The organism is Flagellimonas alvinocaridis (assembly GCF_004916895.1).
In the GTDB taxonomy this organism is placed as follows: domain Bacteria; phylum Bacteroidota; class Bacteroidia; order Flavobacteriales; family Flavobacteriaceae; genus Flagellimonas; species Flagellimonas alvinocaridis.
This window is the reverse complement of sequence record NZ_SNTZ01000004.1, coordinates 39,860-59,989: the sequence shown is the minus strand read 5'-3', so window position 1 is coordinate 59,989 and position 20,130 is coordinate 39,860. Positions and strand designations below refer to the sequence as shown.

Here is a 20,130-nt window from a genome sequence, read left to right as displayed (position 1 = left end):
TTATATTTTTTTTGTTTTCTTAGCCTTAGATTTTAACATATCATAAAGCTACACCACATTGGGAGAACTATCACGGATAATCAAACTTGATGCCACGGATTCCACAAATCAGTATTTAAAAGATCTATTGCAGACAAAAAACGCTGTGGATTCTACGGTTGTGGTGGCCAAGAAACAGCTCAGGGGAAGGGGACAGATGGGCGCTGTTTGGGAATCTGAAGATGGTAAAAATCTAACATTCAGTGTGTTAAAATCATTCGATTTATTGCACGTGGAGCATCAGTTTAATTTGAACCTCATGGTGTCCTTGGCGGTATGCGATGTGCTTAACCAATTTTCCCTTCCCGATGTCAGGGTGAAATGGCCCAACGACATTCTGTCAGGTTCTTCTAAAATATGTGGCATTTTGATAGAAAATATTCTTAAAGGTCAACTTGTCCAACATTCCATTATTGGAATCGGTCTTAATGTTAACCAAACTTCTTTTGATAATTTGGGCAATGCAGCATCCTTAAAAATGATTAGTGGGCGCACTTTTGACTTGGATGAGCTTTTACAAATGATTTTGGAAAGAATCCGAATACGTTTTTTAAACATTCAGGAAAAAACCGTGAATCAACTTCTTCCAGAGTACGAACAGTATTTATTTAGAAAGGACAAACCTTCCACCTTTAAAGATGCCGAAGGAGCAATGTTCATGGGGTTTATCCGTGGGGTTTCAGACACGGGAAAACTTGTCCTTGAATTGGAGGATCGTGTTTTTCAGGAATTTGATTTGAAAGAAATCTCGTTGCTCTACTGACCAATTTTTTCCAAATTAGAAGAAAGGGTTTGCATAAAATTGGTGATGGGCGATTTGATCATCATGGCCATCATAGCGTTAAATTCGCCTTCAAAACTTAGGCCCACTTCACTTTCATTGTCACCCAAAGCCAAAATATCCCCAGTAAGCGTGAAGGGCAACTTGTCGCTTGCAGCTCCCAAAACCACTTTTTCGTGGGGGACCTGCTCTTTTAAGCGCAAGGTGATTTCTGGCATGCCCTTAAGGGCAAACTTGAAGGTTTTATCATCCAAAACCTCAAACTTGTCAATATTGTCGGGCATCAAGGTCTCAAAATTTTTGATGTCGGAAAGAAAATCAAATACTTCCTTGTTGCTTTTGGCTACCTTTTTTTTAGGGACTTCAATATGCATGTTTTGAGGTTATTTCCATTGCTGGGGATTTGTTCTCCACTGCAATAAGGTTTTTAATTGTGATTCTTTAATGTAATGTGTTTCAGAAGCCTGCTCCACAAGGTGGTCATAGTCGGATAAGGTGTGTAGTTCCACGTTTTCTTCTTCAAAATTGGTCGAGGCTACGGGAAATCCGTACGTAAAAATGGCCACCATGCCCTTTACGTTGGCCCCTTGTTCCTTTAAGGCCCTTACGGCATTGAGGCTACTCTTTCCTGTACTGATCAGGTCTTCTATGACCACTACACTTTGGCCAGATTCCAAATTGCCTTCAATTTGGTTCTGTCTTCCGTGCGATTTGGGTTCCGGTCTAACATAAATAAAGGGGAGTCCCAGTGCTTCAGCAACTAAAATTCCTATTCCAATGGCGCCTGTGGCTACACCGGCAATTACATCGGGTTTACCATATAGGTTTTCCACTTGCTTGGCCATTTCTTCCCTTACAAAATTCCGTATCTCTGGGTAGGAGAGCATGACCCTGTTATCACAATAAATTGGAGATTTCCACCCAGAAGCCCATGTAAAGGGATTTTCGGGTTCCAACTTAATTGCATTAATTTGTAATAGCAGCTCTGCTGTCTTTTTTGCGATTCCCTTATCTAAAACCATTGCGCAAATGTATGAAGTTTTTGTTAATGAATCTCCACTGATTTTAACAAACCAACGCCCTGAAAAGTCCAACGGCAATCTCTTTTCCATGGATGGCAAATCCATCATGAAAGCAATAAACCAACTTGCCAAGGGAAAGTTGGACAAGGCATATCTGTACCATCCTGATGAGACCAAGATTTTAAAAATTTTTAAGCATAAGATCCCGGTTGTGGTGGCAGGGGGAGGTTTTGTAATCAATCCAAAAGGAAAACTGCTCTTTATCTACAGGAATGGAAAATGGGATTTGCCCAAGGGAAAGGTTGATAAGGGGGAATCCATTGAAGATGCTGCTTTAAGGGAGGTTGAGGAAGAAACTGGAGTCACCAATTTAACCATTGAAAGGTTTCTGCGAACCACCTATCATGTTTTCAGGAGAAATGGAGAGTATCGATTAAAGGAGACCCATTGGTTTGTGATGACCACTCCATTTAAGGGCAAACTGGTGGCCGAAAAATCTGAAGGAATTTCCAAGGTGAAGTGGAAGGGACCAAGGAAAACCGAGAAGGCCCTGAAGAATTCTTATGCAAACATTGAAGTTTTGTTCAAGGATTTTGAATGGCCTATTTAGGAAGAATTCCTGCGGCATCGCTGCCCTTTTCAACACGATATACGGGATAGGTTAGGTAGGCATCCTCCAAATATTTTGACTGTTGAAAGAGCCAATCCAGTTGAGCGTACCAGTTCTCCGAAAATGCTTTGTCCAACGCCTTTTTAGCTTCAAAATTTTGACGAAGAATAGAGTCATTTTGCAGCATTTCCAAAGCTACGTCCTCAAAGACATAGGGAGAAAACCCTTCTTTTTGCTGGAGGACGGTATCAAAAAAGTTCCAATTAAAAAAAGAATCCACCGCATGGGGTTCCAAAGTCTCCAAAATGTACCGTATGCCTATTTGTTGGGTTGGAATGACTACATCACCTGCCCTAAACTGGACTATTTTTGTACACTTTTCCACTTTGGTGTCGTAATGCAGATAATGTCCTTCGTAAGGGCTTTTTCGTGTTTCGTAACCGAGAATTTTATACCCATCAACAGTCAGGGAGGTATCTTTGCCCAGTCTTGAATAGTGGATGTGGTTCGCATCCAGTTTATCTATGATGCTTTGCCAACTTTGATTAATGATATAAGCGTCTGGAATGGTAATGGTATCCAACGGAAGATAATAATCTCGATATATGGTCTCTTTGGTAAAAGGTTTGTCGCGATCATACTTTAAGCGGGGAAGGCCGGTAACTTCGCTCAAGAGACGCTCTGCTTCATAACCTTTAAACTGTAACAGGGAATGTTGGGTAGTATCCACCTGCCATGAGAAATGATACTCTGTAAGCGCAAGCGTTTTTTCTTGTGCTTCCCTTCTCAGTTTTTTAATGGATTCGTATTCCTTTTCAACAAGTTGTACAAGACTTTCCATAAGTTGGTAGGTGCCTTCTACCCGTTGGTCATAGGGTTTAAGCATATGGGTTTCCACCATCAGGCCCAAGGTGTTCCATAATGTGGTATAGCCAGTGGAATATCTAGGATGGTCAATAAATTGATTGAAGCCCATTTCTGGAGGAACATTAAAAACGTTGACATAGGGCGTTATGTCCCATTTTTTATCTGCCAAGGATTTTTCCAATCCGGGCATAAACTCTTGGTGCAGGTATTTTCCCAAATTTCCGCCCAGTTTGTTGTGTTGCGTGAAAAGGTGTGTCAGCGTGTACTGATAATCGGCCCCATTGCTCACATGGTTGTCCACGAATACATCGGGTTTTACCCTATGAAAAATGTTGGCAAAACTTTGTGCGTTTTTGGTGTCCATCTTAATAAAATCCCGATTCAGGTCATAGTTTCGGGCATTTCCACGAAACCCATATTCCTTGGGCCCATTTTGGTTGGCTCTTGAAGTGGAATTTCGGTTGAGGGCTCCACCAATATTGTAAACAGGTATGGTGACCAGCACAGTGTTTTTAGGACTTGGTAGCATTTTGGTGGCCAAATCCCTATAAAGTAGCATAGTGGCATCAATGCCATCGCTTTCACCAGGATGTATGCCATTGTTGATAAGGATTATGGCTTTTTCCTTTCGTACATTTTCCAAATTGAAATCTCCATCAGGATTAAAGGTTACCATGTGAAGGGGATAGCCACTGTCCGTTTTGCCAATGGTGTGGATATTGATTTCAGGAAAATCCCGAGCCAATTTCATGTAAAAGGCAATGGTTTCTTGGTATGTGGAAGTTTCCTCGCCTCCAGAAGTTTCAAAAAAAGTTTGGTAAGAGGCTACCTTGTCCTGTTTCTTGGTCTCACAGGACATGAAAAGAATTAGTAGGGTAAAAAAGACAAAGTACTTTGGTACTATGGCACGTTCTTTATAGATCAACACGGATAACAACTCTGTTTGCAAACATAAATGTACAGAATATTATGGTCATGATGCCAAATCTATGCTCTCCAGGTCAGAAATCTCAATTTTAAAAATGGGTTTGTTCCTGTAGTTGAGACTGTGCGGGCATTTCACCTTAAACTCGTTCCATTTTTGATAATCCAAAGGGTCTATGGAAGACGTGATCATATTAATGGTAACCCGTTCTTGAAGGTCCAATAAAATAAATTCTTCCAAGAAATCCCAACCGTCCATGATGGGCATGTTTATGTCCAAAAATATTACTTCAGGGATGGTGTCTCCAAGCTCAATTCTGTTTTTAAGGGCGTCAATGGCCTCCTTCCCATTTTCAAATATTTGAATGTCATCACAATCACAGATGGGTTTCAGCATTTTTTTGATACCGAAAACTGTTATGGGATCATCATCCACAATGAACAAACTATTGACTTTCTTCATTAAAATACACATTAAATATTGTACCCTTATCTACTTCACTATTGGCAGTTATGCTGCCGCCCATGGCTTCAATTTGGTTTCTGATGATATACAAACCAAGGCCTTTGGCATCCTTATTATCATGAAACGTTTTATATAGCCCAAATATTTTCCCGCCATACCTTTCCATATCTATTCCAAGACCATTGTCCGAAACACTGAACACCACCTGTCTTTCATGTTTTTGGGCATTTAGGGTGATGATGGGATTGCGTTTTGGGCTCCGATACTTTATGGCATTGGTTATCAAGTTTATGATAATGCTATTCAGATAAGAACTGTTGGCTGAAACACATAGCTCTTTATCCACATGATTCACAATTTTCACTTGGTTTTTGTCCAAAAGGGCAGCGAGACTTTGCAGCACTTTGGTAAGACTTTCATGAAGGTTTAGTGGCTTCTTTTCTAAATCCATGTTGGTGTTGATGTCTACCACCTCGTTCAGGTTGTCCAAGGTTTCCAACAGACGATCTGATGCTTGTGAAAGCATTTTTACGATGTTCTCTTTCTCGGTTTCATCTTTTTCGTTGATCAGAAACTCCAATAACATGGAAAAATTGGCAGAATGTGATCTTAAATTGTGGGAAACAATATGGGCAAAATTGATGAGCTTCTTATTCTGCACCGAGGTAATATTGATCAAGTTTCTCAGCTGGTCCTCTTTCTTCTTTAACGCAGTAATGTCCATACTGATGCCAATAAGTCCATTTACATTGCCATCATAATTGAATAGAGGAATCTTTGAAGTCAGAAAATTAGTGGTTTCCCCATTTTTTTTAATGCTGATGGTTTCCTTGCCTAAAATTGGCTTCAGTGTGCGGATAACCTCGAGGTCTTCATCACGGGAAATTTTTGCTATTTCAGTGTCATAAAGGTCAAAATCCGACTTCCCAATCAGTTCTTTGGAACTCTTGCCCATATGTTCACATTCCGCCTTGTTCACCAAAATCTTTTTGGAATCTAAATTTTTAACATAGATGTTCAGGGGAATATTATTGATCAAGGTATAGAGCAGTTGTTCGTTTTCCTTGGTCTTTGTTTCGGCCATTACTTTTTCATGAATGTCCTGAAAGGTTCCAAACACCTTAATGATCTTGCCATCCTTTAGAATTGGCTTTCCTGCGGCTTGTACCCATCTTTCCTCACCTGTGGCGGTAACAATGATAAGTTTTTGGCTAAAGGGGGTTCCTTTGGTCATGACTTGATGGAAAAGCATCGAAATCTTATTCTGGTAGTAACCTTGCTTGTAAAAACCTATCGCTTCAGAAACTTCAGGAGTATACGATATTGGAACATGGTGTATCTTCTTGGTCTCTTCACTCCAAAAAAGTTTTTCAGATTCTATATCGTATTCCCAATTTCCAACTTTTAAAACCTCGGATTGTGCTTGCAATATGGCATTCACACGTTCCAATTCCAGTTCCTTTTCCACCAACGCGGTAATGTCATCCGTTTGAATGATGGTTCCCACAAGGTTTTCCTTTTCATCAAACCAAGGAGCAAAAGTACTTTCATACCATTGCTTGTTGGTATGGCCAATTTCATGATGGCGAATAGTGCTGGCCTCACTGTTTTTTAAAAAATCCTGTATATCAATGTTTTCCACTACCTCTCGGAACAAATCAAAAATATTGGTGGTGAAAAAAGCCTTAGGGCTAATATTGAAGATGTGGAGCCACGAATCAGAGGCATCTACCAACATGCCATCCTTACCGACAAATGCGGTGGCTCTTGGCAACTGTTTCAATAGATAATGTTGGGCGATTCTTTCAACTGCTTTCAAAATACGTGGTCGTTAGGGGAACTTCTCGTAGTTAAGAAATTTCTGACCAATTTATAAGTATTGACATATATCAATAAGTATTTGTTGTGAAAAGTTGCGAAAATGTGGTTTTTTGAAAAAAAAGCAGGGTTTGAAAGCATTTATGTGTGATCCAACAGGCAAGAAACGGGCAAAAAACTTGCGTTTTTTTGAAAATTAAGACTTAACTACCACAGTATCCGGAACCAAACCGGAATAATCGCCGCCATTTCGGATAACATCCCGAACTATGGACGAACTTATGTAGGATTTGCCTGAAGAAGTCAATAAAAAAACCGTTTCTATTTCGGAAAGCTTTCTGTTGGTATGGGCAATGGCTTTTTCAAACTCAAAGTCGGCAGGGTTTCTTAGTCCCCTCAATATAAAATCAGCACCAATTTTCTTGCAGAAGTCAACGGTAAGCCCTTCGTAGGTCAGTACAGTGATCTTGGGCTCATCTTTAAACGCCTCTTTGATGAAAGTGGTGCGTTCCTCCAAGGTGAACATGTATTTTTTTTCCGCATTGATACCTATGGCAATGACCAATTCATCAAAAAGAGTGATCCCTCGCTTAATGATGTCATAATGCCCAAGAGTAAGTGGGTCAAAAGATCCTGGAAAAATTGCGCGCCTCATGAGTGGAATGTTTTTTTAAAAATACAGAATTTCTATCGCAATGCTTCTTCAATGGCGCTGGCAAATAATTCTTCCAATGAAATGCCTGCGGTTTTTGCCTGTTGGGGAAGAAGACTTTCCTCAGTAAGCCCCGGAGTGGTGTTTACCTCCAAAAGATGGGGAATATCTCCTATGAAAATAAATTCACTTCGAGTATAGCCCTTTAAATCCAAGGTTCTGTATATAAATTCTGCCAAGTCCCTTACTTTGGTTTCTTGGATTTCCGAAAGCCTTGCAGGGGTTATCTCTTGGGATTTTCCCATGTATTTGGCCTCATAATCAAAAAAATCATTTTCTGAAATAATTTCTGTGATGGGCAGTACAGTAATTTCGCTGTTGTAGGTAATCACCCCAACCGAAACTTCAGTTCCGTCCAGAAAAGATTCAATAATTACCTCACTATCTTCTTTGAAAGCTGCCGTAAGTGCATTTTCCAGTTCTTCTTTTTGATAGACCTTGGATACCCCATAGCTACTGCCCGCTCTATTGGCTTTTACAAAGCAAGGTAGTCCCACTTTGTCTACAATGGCATCTTTGTCAATGGTTTGTCCCTTGTTCAAGTAGAAAGAGGTGGCACATTGTACGCCATACGGCTTAAGCGTGCTCAGTAAGTCTCTTTTGTTGAAGGTTAGGGCTGACTGATAGTGATTGCAGGAAGTCTGGGGAATCCCAAGTAGTTCAAAATAGGCTTGGAGCAGTCCATCTTCACCAGGTGTACCATGAATGGCATTGAAAACACAGTCAAACGTGATCTTTTCCGCAGCGGGTTGAATACTAAAATCCGATTTGTTTACCGGAAACTCCTGGTCGGAATCATCCAAATACACCCATTTTTCCTTCGTAACCACTATACGATAGGAATTGTATTGTTCTCTGTCCAAATATTTGTGGACTACGTTACCGCTCTTTATGGAAATGCCATACTCGCTGGAGTAACCACCCATAATAATGGCAATGTTTTTTTTCATCAGCTTGTCGAATATCGGAGCGCCAAAGTAAAGAAAAAAGCACTGGCTTTCCTATATTTGTCCACATAAGGATTTCACATGAAACATTTTTTTGGTTTTTTGAAAAGCAAGACGTTCCTGATTCAATTGGGCCTTGCGGTCGTGGCTTTGGTGCTCTTGGTGTTTTTAGCATTGCAATGGCTCAAGGGAACAACCAATCATGGTGAGTTTGTGGAGGTACCGGACTTTTCTAGAATGTCGGTCATGGAAATGCGCAAAGCAGTCGAGGAAGCCGGACTACGTTATCAGGTGTTGGATTCATCCAATTATGATCCAGACTACCCAAGGTTTTCCATTTTAGATCAAGACCCTCCCGCCGGAAACAAAGTCAAATCTAACCGAAAAATCTATTTTACGGTAAATCCATCTGGATATAAAAAGGTTAGTGTTCCCGATATCATCCAAGTTACGCAACGCAATGCCACTTCAATGTTAAGAGCCGTTGGACTGGATGTGGAGCGGGTCACTTACATTGATGAGTTGGGAAAGGACATGGTCTACAATATGAAGCACAAAGGAAAGTATGTTAAACCTGGGGATAAGTTGCCCAAAACTTCCAAGGTTGAGCTTATCTGCGGTAACGGAACCATTCCCGGAAGTGCTCAGGTACGGGCAGATTCAGAGTAATCATGGATACTTCGGACAATCAGGAGCTTTCTCAAGAAGACCTCTTTGAGCATTACAGGTTTGTAGCCTCAAAAGGACAGGATCCTCTTCGTGTGGACAAGTTTTTGATGAATTTCATTGAGAATGCCACAAGAAATAAGATTCAGCAGGCAGCTAAGCAGGGCCATATTTGGGTAAATGGTACCATTGTTAAGCAAAATTACAAAGTAAAGGCAGGGGACGAGGTCAAGGTAATGTTTGAACACCCGCCTTATGAATTTCTCCTTACCCCAGAAGACATTCCGTTGGATATTGTTTATGAAGATGATGCCCTTTTGGTGGTGAACAAGCCGGCCGGTATGGTGGTACATCCCGGTCATGGCAATTATTCCGGGACCCTGATCAACGCCTTGGTCCATCATTTTGATAACCTCCCCAACAATAGTTCGGAACGCCCTGGATTGGTGCACCGTATCGATAAAGATACCTCAGGGTTATTGGTCATTGCCAAGACAGACTTGGCCATGACACATTTGGCGCAACAGTTTTTTGAAAAGTCAAGCGAACGGGAATATGTGGCTTTGGTCTGGGGCAATGTGGAAGAAGATGAGGGCACTGTGGAGGGGCATATTGGCCGGAATCCAAAGAATCGCCTTCAAATGGTGGTTTTCCCAGAAGGTGATGAAGGAAAAGAAGCGGTGACCCATTACAAGGTTCTGGAGCGTTTGGGCTATGTTACCTTGATTTCATGCAAACTGGAAACAGGTAGAACCCATCAGATACGGGTCCATATGAAATATATTGGCCATACGCTGTTCAACGATGAACGCTATGGAGGCGACCAGATTTTAAAGGGAACCACTTTCACCAAGTACAAACAGTTTGTGGACAATGCCTTTAAAATTCTGCCCAGACAGGCACTACATGCCAAGACTTTGGGGTTTGAACACCCAACCACAGGTGAGTTTATGCGCTTTAGTTCCGAATTGCCCCAGGACATGGTCAACTGTATTGAAAAATGGCGGGGATATGCCAAACACCATGAATCATAGGTTGCGTCAATATTAAGATTGATAAACCTCATGGGGTAAGCGTTTGAAAAAGGAAAATCCTCGTTATTTTTACAGAAAATTGATGCCCATGAAAATTGTTATTTCCCCGGCCAAGTCACTTGATTTTGATACGGCTTTGCCCACCTCCAAATATACACAGGCCCAATTTTTGGAGCAGTCCGAAAAGTTGAATGCGGTTCTGAAAAAGAAAAAGCCAAAGGCTTTATCACAATTGATGTCCATTTCGGATAATTTGGCCCAACTGAATTGGGAGCGAAACCAACAATTTTCATTGCCATTCACCCCTGACAATTCAAGACCAGCAGTCTATGCTTTCAACGGGGATGTCTACCAAGGATTGGATGTTTACACACTTCCCGAAAACAAGTTGGACAAATTGCAAGATACCCTACGGATTCTATCTGGACTCTACGGAGTTTTAAGGCCTTTGGATTTGATTCAACCTTACCGATTGGAAATGGGAACCCAATTGAAAATAGGTCGGAAAAAGAATCTGTACGAGTTTTGGCAAAAACAACTTACCGATCATCTGAATGCCGAACTACAGGATGGCGAATTGTTCATCAATCTGGCCAGTAACGAATATTTTGGGGCCGTGGATGAAAAAAAACTTAAAGTGCCGGTCATCACCCCAATCTTTAAGGATTGGAAAAACGACAAGCTAAAGGTCATTAGCTTTTTTGCCAAAAAGGCCCGGGGTTCCATGGTACGATATATTTTGGATACCAATGCCAAAAACTTGGAAGACCTCAAAGGCTTTGATTATGACGGTTATATGTTCAGCAAGGAACATACCCTCAAGGAAAATCAGCCCGTATTTGTGCGATAAGGCTTGCGAAGCCTTTAAAAAATGCGTTTTTTTGAGAAAGGTGGGGTGTTAGGTTTATGAAACCCACCTCCTAAATTGTGATACCTTTAAAATTAATCCCAAGGTTTGGCATTTATCACGACCTTTGGGAGTTCAGTCAAACAAAACAGAAAATACCGAAATTACATGCAGCAGTCCAAACGGTTAGAAGAGTTTAAAAAATCGGTAACCAATAAGTTCAACATCTATAATAGTCTCTTTTTGAGCCTACCCTACAAGAATGTGGAAAATGTGGGTATGCTTATTCCGCTTTTGTTAGATCAATGCGAGAAAGGACTCAAAGCTGGTAAAGATCCCCAAGAGATTTTAGACGTTTTTTTTACCAATTTTGCGGACATAAAAGATGAGCGTGAGCGGTTGGATTTGATGTTTCGCATCATCCAGTACGTAGAGCGCCAAGTGGTGTTGTACGATAGTGTAGAGGACTCTGCATTTCCAGAGCTGCAGAAATACAGTAATTCATTGACCATCAAAGATTATTTTGAATTGGTCAATCGGACCAAGAACTGGGACAAGGCCTCTAAAAAGCTCTCAACATTCAGTGCTAGGATTGTGCTCACGGCACACCCAACACAGTTCTATACTCCTTCGGTTCTGGATATCATTGCTGAACTGCGGTCGCTCATAGACAATGATCGACTTTATGATATTGATGTGACCTTGCAACAACTGGGACTGACATCTTTGGTGAATGCCAAGAAACCCACTCCTTTGGATGAAGCCAAGAACATCATTTATATTTTACGGAACACCTATTATGATGCCGTTGGAGAGTTGTACCAATATGTGAAGCGTAATATTAGGGATGCCGAGTTTGAAAATTACAACATCATTAAACTTGGATTTTGGCCAGGAGGCGACCGTGATGGAAATCCGTATGTTACCGCTGAGGTCACTAAAAAAGTGGCCGATGAGCTTCGGCTTACTTTAATGAAGTGTTACTACAATGAATTGAAGGAGCTTCGAAAAAAACTTACCTTCAAAGGACTGCAAGAAGACATCAATCAGCTAAGCGATAGACTTTACAATGCCATGTTCAATGCTGATGTAGAGATTACGTACGATGAAATCATAAAGAGCCTTCACAGTATTCGGGAAAAATTGGTGGGAAATTACCACGAATTGTACTTGGAACGCTTGGATCTTTTGATTGATAAAGTTCACATCTTCAGGACCCATTTTGCTACCTTGGATATTCGCCAAGATCATAGCAAACATGCGTTGGTAGTGGAAACCATTTTAAAACGGCAGGGAGCCATCAAAGAGAGCCTAGATGAACTCTCGGAAAAAGAACTGACGCAGTGGTTGCTTCAAAAAGACTTGAAGCTGAATCCGAATGACTACGATGAGGAGATTGTAAAGGATACCATTGTCAATATCCAACAATTGAAGGAAATCCAGAAGAGAAATGGGGAGGAAGGCTGCAATCGATACATCATCAGTAATTCTGAGGATATTTTTGCCGTTCTTTTTGTGTACGGCCTGTTCCGCTGGAGTGGTTGGGAAGAAAAGGACATCACTTTTGATATCATCCCTCTGTTCGAGACCATGAAAGGAATGGAAGCTTCAGAAAGTGTCATGCAAACACTTTTCGATATTCCAAAATATAGGAAACACTTGGAGCGAAGAAATGAGACCCATACCATTATGTTGGGCTTTTCGGACGGCACAAAGGATGGAGGGTATCTTAAGGCCAACTGGTCTATACTCAAGACCAAGGAAACCCTGAGCAAGGTATGTAAGAAGAATGGGATCAAAGCCATTTTCTTTGATGGTAGGGGAGGACCACCAGCCCGTGGAGGAGGAAAGACCCATAGGTTCTATGCCGCCCAGACCAAGGATGTGGCCAACCACGAGATACAGCTTACCATTCAGGGGCAGACCATAACCAGCACCTATGGCACCAAAGAACAGTTCAAGCACAATTCCGAACAATTGCTCACTGCCGGACTCCGCAACAATCTTTTTGGAAAAGAGCATACCATTACTGTGGCACAACGCAAATTGATAGAGGAACTTTCAGAATTGAGTTTCAGTAAATACGATGCATTGAAACAGCATGAAAAGTTTATTCCGTATTTGGAGCATCGAAGCACCCTAAAATATTATACCAAGGCCAATATTGGCAGTAGACCGGGCAAGCGAGGGAATAAAAAACAACTCACCTTATCCGATTTACGCGCCATTTCCTTTGTAGGGTCGTGGAGCCAGTTGAAACAAAATGTCCCTGGGTATTTTGGATTGGGAACGGCAATCCAACAGTTGAAACAGGAAGGGAAACTCAACGAAGTCAAAAAATTGTACAAAGAAGTGCCTTTTTTTAGGGCCTTGATGCACAACAGTATGATGTCCTTGGCCAAAACCAATTTTGATTTGACAAGCTATATGAAGGAAGATCCTGAGTTTGGTAAATTTTGGGAAATTTTGCACAATGAGTTTCTACTCTCCAAAAAAATGCTGCTCCAGATTTCTGGACAAAAGATTTTGATGGAAGACGAGGAGGTGTCCCGGGAATCCGTGAAAATTAGGGAAAAGATTGTACTGCCTCTGTTGGTCATCCAACAAAATGCCTTGTACCATATCACCCAAAACTCGGAATTCAAGGAGTTGTACGAAAAGATAGTGACACGATCCCTGTACGGTAACATTAACGCCAGTAGGAACTCAGCCTAGGTCCTATGTTGTAGGATCAATGTGCCAATACAAACTATTGGTTTTTTGAAAATTGTTGCTATTTTTAGACAATGGGTTATTATTTAATAATTGCATTGCAGGGCTTTTGCGTATATCATTGTTATGCAAATAGAAATAACTATTATTGGATTCTTGCCATTATATTTCTTCCCCTAGTCGGCTCTATTTTATATCTCTTTATGAATGTATTTCAGAGAAGGGATATTGAAAAAGTACAGGAAAGTCTGGTGACCGTGATCAATCCTTCCAAGAAAATCAAGGATTTGGAAAAGAAGCTTAGATTTTCTGAAACTTTTGAAAATCGAGTTGCACTTGCGGACGCCTATTTGAATGAAGGTATGAATATGGGGGCCATAGAAAATTACAAAGCCTCACTCAAGGATGTTTTCGCCAATGATTTTTATGTCATTTCAAAATTGGTGGAAGCCTATTATTTTTCGGATGATTTTGACAATGCGATCCAGACTGCAAAACGAATAGAGAATGATTCAAGGTTTAGGAAGTCCAAATCCTCCTTTTTATACGGAATGGCATTGGAAAAGAGGAATGATCCCATATCGGCCGAAGAGTACTTGAGAGCATTTGATGCTCCCTATTCAAATTACAGGGAACGCTTGGAGCTCGCAAGGTTTTTGATTCGACAGGATAGAATGGCAGATGGAAAGCTGGTTTATCAAGAAATGATATCTGAATCTGAAAGTATGTCAAAGCAAAGCTATCGGATGAACCGGGAATTGGTCAAGAAAATAAAGGAGGAATTCGCAGGTCTTCAATAATGTTTTTGCATACACATCCCTATGAACCTTTCCTATTTCCGGCGGCCACAAAACTGATTGTAGGGACCTTACCACCACCTCGATTTACCACAGGCGAGTTAAAGCCAGAGGATGTAGATTTTTGTTACGGAAGTTGCAATGGACAATTGTGGCCCATTTTAGATCGTATTTTCAATTTGGGACTCAAGTATGAAACTACCAATGAAGCCGCCAAACAGCGCAAAGACTTTTTGTTGGAACAAAAAATCGGGGTCTGCGATATTGTCCAAAGCGCCGAACGGGAAAAAATAGATGCCTCGGATTTGGGAATGCAGAATGTGGTGCTTCGGGATTTACTGGGGTATTTACGACAATACCCCAATATTGAAACTCTTTTGTTTACGGGAGGGAATAGCAAAAATGGACCTGAATACTTTTTCAGGAGGCTATTGAAAGAACACAATTTGAAATTGAAAGTAATATCCAATGAGGTGCCAAGAATCCATGAGTTGGAATTGCCTCTCACTTCGAGCGCAGTCGAGAAGTTAAGAATGATAAGGACAGTTTCCCTCACTGCACCTTCCGGGGCTGCCAATAGAGCAGTGGGTAGCTTACCTCTGTACAAACAGCTCAAAAGCAAAAACCCTGAATTCAGTACGGTTGATTTCAGGGTAATGCAGTACAGGGAGTTTTTCTAGTTCAATTTAGAAGTCAACATTCCATAAAATGTTTTTATGCCATATGCCAGTTGCCCAATTTTCAAGTTTTCATTGGGACTATGCTGGTTGTTGTCGGGGTTTACCATGGGAACAATGAATGCAGGAATCTTCAACTCGTTGATGAACGGTGCAATAGGCACAGTTCCTCCAGTGGTTCGGATTTGAATGACATCCTTTCCAAACGTATCTTTCAAGGTTTTCACCAAAAACTGGCCATAAGGATTATTCAAATCCGTTCGGAAGGCATCGGTGACACTTTCCTCGGTCATCGTGACCACTTTTTCATGGGCCAATCGCTCCGCTTTGGTCGGTACATGGTCATAAACCTGATATCCTTGTTGGGTAATATGGTCCTTCACCAATTTTTTAAGACGATTGCCATCGGTTTCTACCACCAAACGAAGGTCAAGCTCGGCGGTGGCACTTTCCGGTACAATGGTTCGAGCCTTTTCCCCGATCCAACCAGAACCCATTCCACGAATGTTCAAAGAAGGATACTGCAAGGCTTCTTGATAAAAGCCGCCTACTTGTTCGGCAGACTTGAACTGCAATTTGTCCGAAATCTCCGCATCACTGTCCGGTACACTCTTTAATATGGCCATGGTGGGCTCATCTATGGAAATGCCATCATAATACCCTGAAATGGTCACTTTGCCATCCGCATCTTTCATACTGGCCAACAACTGGGCCAACTGAAACCCTGGATTGGGGGCATAATTCCCATAATGGCCACTATGTTGTGGCTTTACCGGGCCATAGGTAGTTAGGGTAAGTGTGGTTATGCCGCGACATCCAAAGACAACAGTAGGGTCTCCCGATGGATGTACAGGGCCGTCGGCAATGACCAAAAAGTCGGCCTCCAACAATTCACGGTATTGCTTTACCGCTTTGGGCAAAGGTTGACTGCTTTTTTCTTCCTCACCATCCAGAATGACCTTGACGTTAAATGGAATTTCAGCCCCTTCTTTTTTAAGCAAGTCAATGGTATTCAACAACATAACAATGGGTGATTTGTCATCCGATGTGGAACGCCCGAAAAGTCGCCAGTCATAGTTGATGTCATCATCCAGTTCATCAAAAGAGACTGTTTTGAATCCATCCCCCTCCGGGGCCTTTAGCACAACTTGGTACGGATTGGGTTGGTCCCATTTGGAAGGGTCTACGGACTGCCCATCAAAATGCATATAGATGAGCATGGTAGGCTTGTCGTCTTCAACAGGTAAAGCCGCAAAAAACAAGGGCATGTTTTCCGTTTCCAAAACAGCGGTGTTAAAACCACGCTCACTGAATTTACGTTTGAGCCAAAGCACATTGTCATCAATATCATCGGCATTAAGGGCGTCGTTGGGAATAGCAATAAATTCCCTAAGCTCTGTAATGGCATGGGCTACTTGACTTTTTATGGCTACTTCATCTTGGGCAAAAATAGAAAAGGTGCATATGGTGAAAAGGAAAAAGACAGCTTTTTTCATAGTGATTTTCAGGTTGTTTTTTGAACACGAAAATTAACGAATTTGATTTACAAAATCACTTATATGATCCACTCCATTTTGGGTCAAGTGTTTGATGAAGGCCGAACCAATAATCGCTCCTTTGGTGTTTTTTGTGGCCTGATCAAAGGTTTCTGCATTGCTGATGCCAAAGCCCACAATTTGGGGATTGTTCAGTTCCATTGCAGCGACACGGTCAAAATATTGGGTCTGTTCAGCTCCAAAACCCGATTTGGCCCCAGTTGTACTGGCAGAACTGACCATATAAATAAATCCGTCCGAAGCCTTGTCAATGGCCCTGATCCGTGCTTCACCGGTTTGGGGGGTGATCAAAAACACATTGATCAATCCATATTTTTTAAAGATGGTCTCGTATTCCTCTTGGTACACATCCAACGGTAGGTCGGGCAAAATAAGCCCATCAATACCTATGTCCTTACATTTTTGGCAAAAGGCCTCCACGCCGTATTGAAATATTGGATTGAAATAGCCCATGATGATCAAGGGGATGGAAACGGTTTCCCTTATATCCTTGAGTTGCTCAAAGAGTAGTTCGGTATGCATGCCATTTTTAAGGGCAATGGTTGAACTTTCCTGAATGGTAGGGCCATCCGCCAAGGGATCGCTAAAGGGCAATCCAATTTCAATAAGGTCCACCCCGTTTTTCTCCAGATCTTGGATGATTTTTACGGTATCATCCAGTTTGGGATAACCTGCAGTGAAATAGATGGAGAGAATCTTTTTATCCTCTTGTAGTTTTTGTTTGATTCTGTTCATAAAATGAGATTTGAGATGTGAGACATAAGATTGTGAAAATAGGTCTTGGTTCTACTGTCTATCATCTAAAGTCCAAAATAATCTATGTAATTCTGTAGGTCCTTATCGCCTCGTCCAGATAGGTTTACCACCACAACATCATCTTCTTTGAACTTCCTATCCTCAAAAATGGCGAGTGCGTGGGATGACTCGATAGCAGGAATGATACCTTCCAGCTCACAGAGCCCCAATCCTGCCTTCATGGCCTCATCATCGGTAATGGAAATAAACTCACCTCTTCCCGAAACATATAAATGGGCATGCAGAGGTCCAACACCCGGATAGTCCAGTCCAGCGGAAATGGAATACGGTTCGGTAATCTGTCCATCCGCGGTTTGCATCAGTAAGGTCTTACTGCCATGGATGATACCCACTTTGCCAAGTGCTGAGGTGGCGGCACTTTCCCCGGAATGGATGCCTTTACCGGCGGCCTCAACCGCAATGATACCTACCTCGGCCTCATCTAAGTAATGATAGAAAGCCCCCGCGGCGTTGCTTCCACCGCCCACACAAGCCACTACATAGTCTGGATTTTTACGACCTTCTTTTTCCAGAAGCTGGGATTTGACCTCTTCGGAAATCACGGACTGAAACCGGGCCACCATATCTGGGTAGGGGTGGGGTCCCACCACCGAACCAATGATGTAATGGGTGTCCACCGGGTTGTTGATCCAATCGCGGATAGCCTCGTTGGTGGCATCCTTAAGGGTCCTGCTGCCTGATAGAGCGGGGCGTACTTCGGCCCCAAGCATTTTCATACGAGCCACATTGGGCGCTTGTCGGGCAATATCAATCTCACCCATGTATACCACACACTTGATGCCCATCAGTGCACAGACGGTGGCCGTGGCCACTCCATGCTGACCTGCGCCGGTCTCGGCAATGATTCGGTTTTTGCCCAATTTTTTGGCCATCAAAATCTGACCAATGGTATTGTTGACTTTGTGTGCCCCAGTATGGCATAAATCTTCCCGTTTTAGGTAGATTTTGGTGTTGTATTTTTCGGAAAGGCGTTTGGCAAAATAGAGTGGGGTTGGCCGGCCCACATAATCCTTCAACAATTGATGGAATTCTTCCTGAAAGGAAGGCTCCGCCATGATACGGAGGTAGTTTTGCCGGAGTTCCTCACAATTGGGGTAGAGCATTTCTGGGATATAGGCACCCCCAAACTCACCGTAATAACCCCTTTCATCAGCGTGATAGCTCATATCAATTTACAATTATCAGTTATCAATTCTCAATTACCTGTTTTAGGCAATTGTTTATTTGGTTAAAATTCAGAAAGTGATTCTTGAAACACTTTCAATGTTGTGATATCTTTTCGTCCGGGTTCCAATTCAAATTTACTGTTGACATCGATGGCGTAACAGTATGTTGAGGCCGGACTGTTCATGAATTCTTTCAATTTTTCAACGGATTCCAAACCAATGCCTCCACTTAAAAAGAAAGGTTGGGTAGATGGATAGTTTTCCAAGATGGACCAGTCAAAGGTATAACCGTTCCCACCGGGAAGCTTTCCTTTGGTGTCGAACAGGAAATAATCGCATACCGCTTCGTACGCTTTCAAAATGGAGAAATCAAAATTGTCCTTGATGGAAAAAACCTTGATGATGTCCATACCTGTCAGGTCGAGCGCAGTCGAGACCTCATTTTTATCGGATACTTTTTTATTTCTCGACTGCGCTCGAAATGACAAAAAGTTGGATTTTAATTCCTCGCAATAAGCAACACTTTCCTTGCCATGAAGTTGTACGGCATCCAATTGATATTGTGCAACTTTTTCCAAAACTTCCTCCAAAGGTGCATCCACAAAAACCCCTACTTTTTTGATGGACTTGGACAGGTTTGGCAGTTCACCTTCAAAGGCGCGCGAGGAAGGTTCCCAAAAAATGAAACCCAGATAGTCGGGTTGCAATTGGGCCACCTCAAGGGGATTTTGGTTCATGCCGCAGACCTTTAGTTTCATAGTTCAATTTTTTTGTCATTCCGATATCAGCGAAGTGATGGAGGAATCTCAGATCAGACTTCTCACTTTGATTTCGACTGCGCTCAATCTGACAGTTCGAAATAACCTTATCTATTTAATTCATTTATAAATTCCTTTGCACTCTTTCCAGGATCATCCGTTTTCATGAAATTCTCCCCAATTAAAAAACCTTGGTAACCATAGGTTTGCAGGTCCTTTATGGCTTCCACAGAACTGATGCCGCTTTCAGAAACCTTTACAAAATCACTGGGAATCTGTTCCGAAAGGGATTTGCTGGTTTCCAAGCTTACTTCAAAGGTTTTTAGGTTCCGATTGTTTACCCCAAGCATGTCCAAGCTGGGCATGATGGATTTTTGCAGTTCTTCTTCATTGTGTACTTCCAATAGTACATCCAAGCCGAAACTTTTTGCCATTTCCGAAAAGGTTTTGATTTCTTTCCGGTCTAAAATGGCCGCAATCAGCAAAATCACGTCGGCACCATGGGCCTTGGCCTCCAATATCTGGTATTCGTCAATAATGAACTCTTTGCGAAGCAGGGGGATGTTCACCGCAGCACGGGCCAAGATCAAGTCGTCCAAGGAGCCCCCAAAATATTTGCCATCGGTCAAAACCGACATGCCGCATACACCGGCCATTTCATATCCCGTGGCCACGTCCTGTACATTCAGACCTTGGTTGATGACCGATTTGGAAGGGGAACGTCGTTTGTGTTCCGCGATGATGCCTGTGGTACTGTTTCGCAAGGCTGTGGCCAAGGAGGCAGAAGTGCGTTCCATCAATACGGATTGCTCTAATTGTGAAGGGGTGATCAATGATCTTTTCAAATCGACCTCCTTGCGTTTATCGGCTACTATTTTATCTAGAATGTTCATAAGTTGTTATTTGTCATTTCGA

General features: G+C 42.0%; 20 protein-coding genes and 1 pseudogene. 9 read left to right on the top strand and 12 right to left on the bottom strand.

The window, feature by feature from the left end:
- Positions 1-58 precede the first annotated feature (58 nt).
- A complete protein-coding gene (locus EZV76_RS09795; protein ID WP_136566368.1) occupies positions 59-802 on the top strand; it encodes a biotin--[acetyl-CoA-carboxylase] ligase in 744 nt (247 codons plus the stop codon).
- Here EZV76_RS09795 and EZV76_RS09790 read toward each other — a convergent pair.
- Positions 796-1,194 (bottom strand): SRPBCC family protein, encoded by a 399-nt coding sequence (locus EZV76_RS09790; RefSeq protein WP_136566367.1) that lies wholly within the window; start codon positions 1,192-1,194, stop codon positions 796-798. The genes EZV76_RS09795 and EZV76_RS09790 overlap by 7 nt on opposite strands.
- A 9-nt stretch (positions 1,195-1,203) precedes the next feature.
- Positions 1,204-1,842 (bottom strand): orotate phosphoribosyltransferase, encoded by a 639-nt coding sequence (gene pyrE, locus EZV76_RS09785; protein WP_136566366.1) that lies wholly within the window; start codon positions 1,840-1,842, stop codon positions 1,204-1,206.
- Positions 1,843-1,849: 7 nt separating this feature from the next.
- Here pyrE and EZV76_RS09780 point away from each other — a divergent pair, with 7 nt between their 5' ends.
- Positions 1,850-2,452, top strand: a complete 603-nt coding sequence (locus EZV76_RS09780) for an NUDIX hydrolase (RefSeq protein ID WP_136566365.1) — start codon at positions 1,850-1,852, stop codon at positions 2,450-2,452.
- Here the strand turns inward: EZV76_RS09780 and EZV76_RS09775 are convergent.
- The 5 genes from EZV76_RS09775 to EZV76_RS09755 form a co-directional block, all read right to left on the bottom strand.
- Entirely contained in the window at positions 2,445-4,178 is a 1,734-nt protein-coding gene (locus EZV76_RS09775; protein WP_136566364.1) for a M14 family metallopeptidase, read from the bottom strand. The two genes, EZV76_RS09780 and EZV76_RS09775, sit on opposite strands and share 8 nt — an antisense overlap.
- A gap of 114 nt (positions 4,179-4,292) precedes the next feature.
- A complete protein-coding gene (locus tag EZV76_RS09770) occupies positions 4,293-4,706 on the bottom strand; it encodes a response regulator (protein ID WP_236640903.1) in 414 nt (137 codons plus the stop codon).
- On the bottom strand, positions 4,690-6,528 hold the full coding sequence (locus tag EZV76_RS09765) for a PAS domain-containing sensor histidine kinase (RefSeq protein ID WP_236640902.1): 1,839 nt from the start codon (positions 6,526-6,528) through the stop codon (positions 4,690-4,692). The genes EZV76_RS09770 and EZV76_RS09765 overlap by 17 nt, the downstream gene beginning before the upstream one ends.
- Positions 6,529-6,723: 195 nt before the next feature.
- Entirely contained in the window at positions 6,724-7,182 is a 459-nt protein-coding gene (coaD, locus tag EZV76_RS09760) for a pantetheine-phosphate adenylyltransferase (RefSeq protein WP_136566362.1), read from the bottom strand.
- Between the two features lie 32 nt (positions 7,183-7,214).
- Positions 7,215-8,189, bottom strand: a complete 975-nt coding sequence (locus EZV76_RS09755; protein WP_136566361.1) for a D-alanine--D-alanine ligase — start codon at positions 8,187-8,189, stop codon at positions 7,215-7,217.
- 78 nt (positions 8,190-8,267) lie between these two features.
- On the opposite strand from EZV76_RS09755, the gene EZV76_RS09750 reads away from it, so the two are divergent.
- From EZV76_RS09750 to EZV76_RS09725, 7 genes and pseudogenes are all read left to right on the top strand, one after another.
- Positions 8,268-8,855 (top strand): PASTA domain-containing protein, encoded by a 588-nt coding sequence (locus tag EZV76_RS09750; protein ID WP_136566360.1) that lies wholly within the window; start codon positions 8,268-8,270, stop codon positions 8,853-8,855.
- A 2-nt stretch (positions 8,856-8,857) separates the two neighbouring features.
- A complete protein-coding gene (locus EZV76_RS09745) occupies positions 8,858-9,886 on the top strand; it encodes an RluA family pseudouridine synthase (RefSeq protein WP_136566359.1) in 1,029 nt (342 codons plus the stop codon).
- A gap of 88 nt (positions 9,887-9,974) precedes the next feature.
- The gene (gene yaaA, locus EZV76_RS09740) at positions 9,975-10,736 is read left to right on the top strand and encodes a peroxide stress protein YaaA (RefSeq protein ID WP_136566358.1); all 762 of its coding nucleotides are present in this window, start codon (positions 9,975-9,977) and stop codon (positions 10,734-10,736) included.
- Positions 10,737-10,901: 165 nt separating this feature from the next.
- Positions 10,902-13,448 (top strand): phosphoenolpyruvate carboxylase, encoded by a 2,547-nt coding sequence (locus EZV76_RS09735; RefSeq protein ID WP_136566357.1) that lies wholly within the window; start codon positions 10,902-10,904, stop codon positions 13,446-13,448.
- Between the two features lie 71 nt (positions 13,449-13,519).
- Positions 13,520-13,648 (top strand): annotated as a pseudogene (locus EZV76_RS17505) (hypothetical protein); the annotation flags it as partial.
- On the top strand, positions 13,649-14,245 hold the full coding sequence (locus tag EZV76_RS09730) for a hypothetical protein (RefSeq protein WP_236640901.1): 597 nt from the start codon (positions 13,649-13,651) through the stop codon (positions 14,243-14,245).
- Positions 14,245-14,922, top strand: a complete 678-nt coding sequence (locus tag EZV76_RS09725) for a uracil-DNA glycosylase family protein (protein ID WP_136566355.1) — start codon at positions 14,245-14,247, stop codon at positions 14,920-14,922. Before EZV76_RS09730 ends, EZV76_RS09725 begins: the two co-directional genes overlap by 1 nt.
- Here the strand turns inward: EZV76_RS09725 and EZV76_RS09720 are convergent.
- From EZV76_RS09720 to trpC, 5 genes are all read right to left on the bottom strand, one after another.
- Positions 14,919-16,415 (bottom strand): M20/M25/M40 family metallo-hydrolase, encoded by a 1,497-nt coding sequence (locus EZV76_RS09720; protein ID WP_136566354.1) that lies wholly within the window; start codon positions 16,413-16,415, stop codon positions 14,919-14,921. The two genes, EZV76_RS09725 and EZV76_RS09720, sit on opposite strands and share 4 nt — an antisense overlap.
- A 33-nt stretch (positions 16,416-16,448) precedes the next feature.
- Positions 16,449-17,210 (bottom strand): tryptophan synthase subunit alpha, encoded by a 762-nt coding sequence (gene trpA / locus EZV76_RS09715; protein ID WP_136566353.1) that lies wholly within the window; start codon positions 17,208-17,210, stop codon positions 16,449-16,451.
- A 65-nt stretch (positions 17,211-17,275) separates the two neighbouring features.
- Complete coding sequence (gene trpB, locus EZV76_RS09710; RefSeq protein ID WP_136566352.1) at positions 17,276-18,457, bottom strand: tryptophan synthase subunit beta; 1,182 nt, start codon at positions 18,455-18,457, stop codon at positions 17,276-17,278.
- A gap of 62 nt (positions 18,458-18,519) precedes the next feature.
- A complete protein-coding gene (locus EZV76_RS09705) occupies positions 18,520-19,215 on the bottom strand; it encodes a phosphoribosylanthranilate isomerase (RefSeq protein WP_136566351.1) in 696 nt (231 codons plus the stop codon).
- A gap of 107 nt (positions 19,216-19,322) precedes the next feature.
- Positions 19,323-20,108 carry an indole-3-glycerol phosphate synthase TrpC gene (gene trpC / locus EZV76_RS09700; RefSeq protein ID WP_136566350.1) on the bottom strand — a complete coding sequence of 262 codons (786 nt, stop codon included), beginning with the start codon at positions 20,106-20,108 and terminating at the stop codon, positions 19,323-19,325.
- Between the last annotated feature and the right edge of the window lie 22 nt (positions 20,109-20,130).

Bases quoted from the DNA above. Each gene is read 5' to 3' on its own strand.
- EZV76_RS09755 (WP_136566361.1), bottom strand. From the start codon at position 8,189: ATGAAAAAAAACATTGCCATTATTATGGGTGGTTACTCCAGCGAGTAT.
- EZV76_RS09735 (WP_136566357.1), top strand. From the start codon at position 10,902: ATGCAGCAGTCCAAACGGTTAGAAGAGTTTAAAAAATCGGTAACCAAT.
- EZV76_RS09780 (WP_136566365.1), top strand. From the start codon at position 1,850: ATGTATGAAGTTTTTGTTAATGAATCTCCACTGATTTTAACAAACCAA.
- pyrE (WP_136566366.1), bottom strand. From the start codon at position 1,842: ATGGTTTTAGATAAGGGAATCGCAAAAAAGACAGCAGAGCTGCTATTA.
- trpC (WP_136566350.1), bottom strand. From the start codon at position 20,108: ATGAACATTCTAGATAAAATAGTAGCCGATAAACGCAAGGAGGTCGAT.
- EZV76_RS09750 (WP_136566360.1), top strand. From the start codon at position 8,268: ATGAAACATTTTTTTGGTTTTTTGAAAAGCAAGACGTTCCTGATTCAA.
- EZV76_RS09770 (WP_236640903.1), bottom strand. From the start codon at position 4,706: ATGAAGAAAGTCAATAGTTTGTTCATTGTGGATGATGATCCCATAACA.
- trpA (WP_136566353.1), bottom strand. From the start codon at position 17,210: ATGAACAGAATCAAACAAAAACTACAAGAGGATAAAAAGATTCTCTCC.
- coaD (WP_136566362.1), bottom strand. From the start codon at position 7,182: ATGAGGCGCGCAATTTTTCCAGGATCTTTTGACCCACTTACTCTTGGG.
- EZV76_RS09725 (WP_136566355.1), top strand. From the start codon at position 14,245: ATGTTTTTGCATACACATCCCTATGAACCTTTCCTATTTCCGGCGGCC.
- trpB (WP_136566352.1), bottom strand. From the start codon at position 18,457: ATGAGCTATCACGCTGATGAAAGGGGTTATTACGGTGAGTTTGGGGGT.
- EZV76_RS09705 (WP_136566351.1), bottom strand. From the start codon at position 19,215: ATGAAACTAAAGGTCTGCGGCATGAACCAAAATCCCCTTGAGGTGGCC.
- EZV76_RS09730 (WP_236640901.1), top strand. From the start codon at position 13,649: ATGAATGTATTTCAGAGAAGGGATATTGAAAAAGTACAGGAAAGTCTG.
- EZV76_RS09720 (WP_136566354.1), bottom strand. From the start codon at position 16,415: ATGAAAAAAGCTGTCTTTTTCCTTTTCACCATATGCACCTTTTCTATT.
- EZV76_RS09790 (WP_136566367.1), bottom strand. From the start codon at position 1,194: ATGCATATTGAAGTCCCTAAAAAAAAGGTAGCCAAAAGCAACAAGGAA.
- yaaA (WP_136566358.1), top strand. From the start codon at position 9,975: ATGAAAATTGTTATTTCCCCGGCCAAGTCACTTGATTTTGATACGGCT.
- EZV76_RS09745 (WP_136566359.1), top strand. From the start codon at position 8,858: ATGGATACTTCGGACAATCAGGAGCTTTCTCAAGAAGACCTCTTTGAG.
- EZV76_RS09775 (WP_136566364.1), bottom strand. From the start codon at position 4,178: ATGTCCTGTGAGACCAAGAAACAGGACAAGGTAGCCTCTTACCAAACT.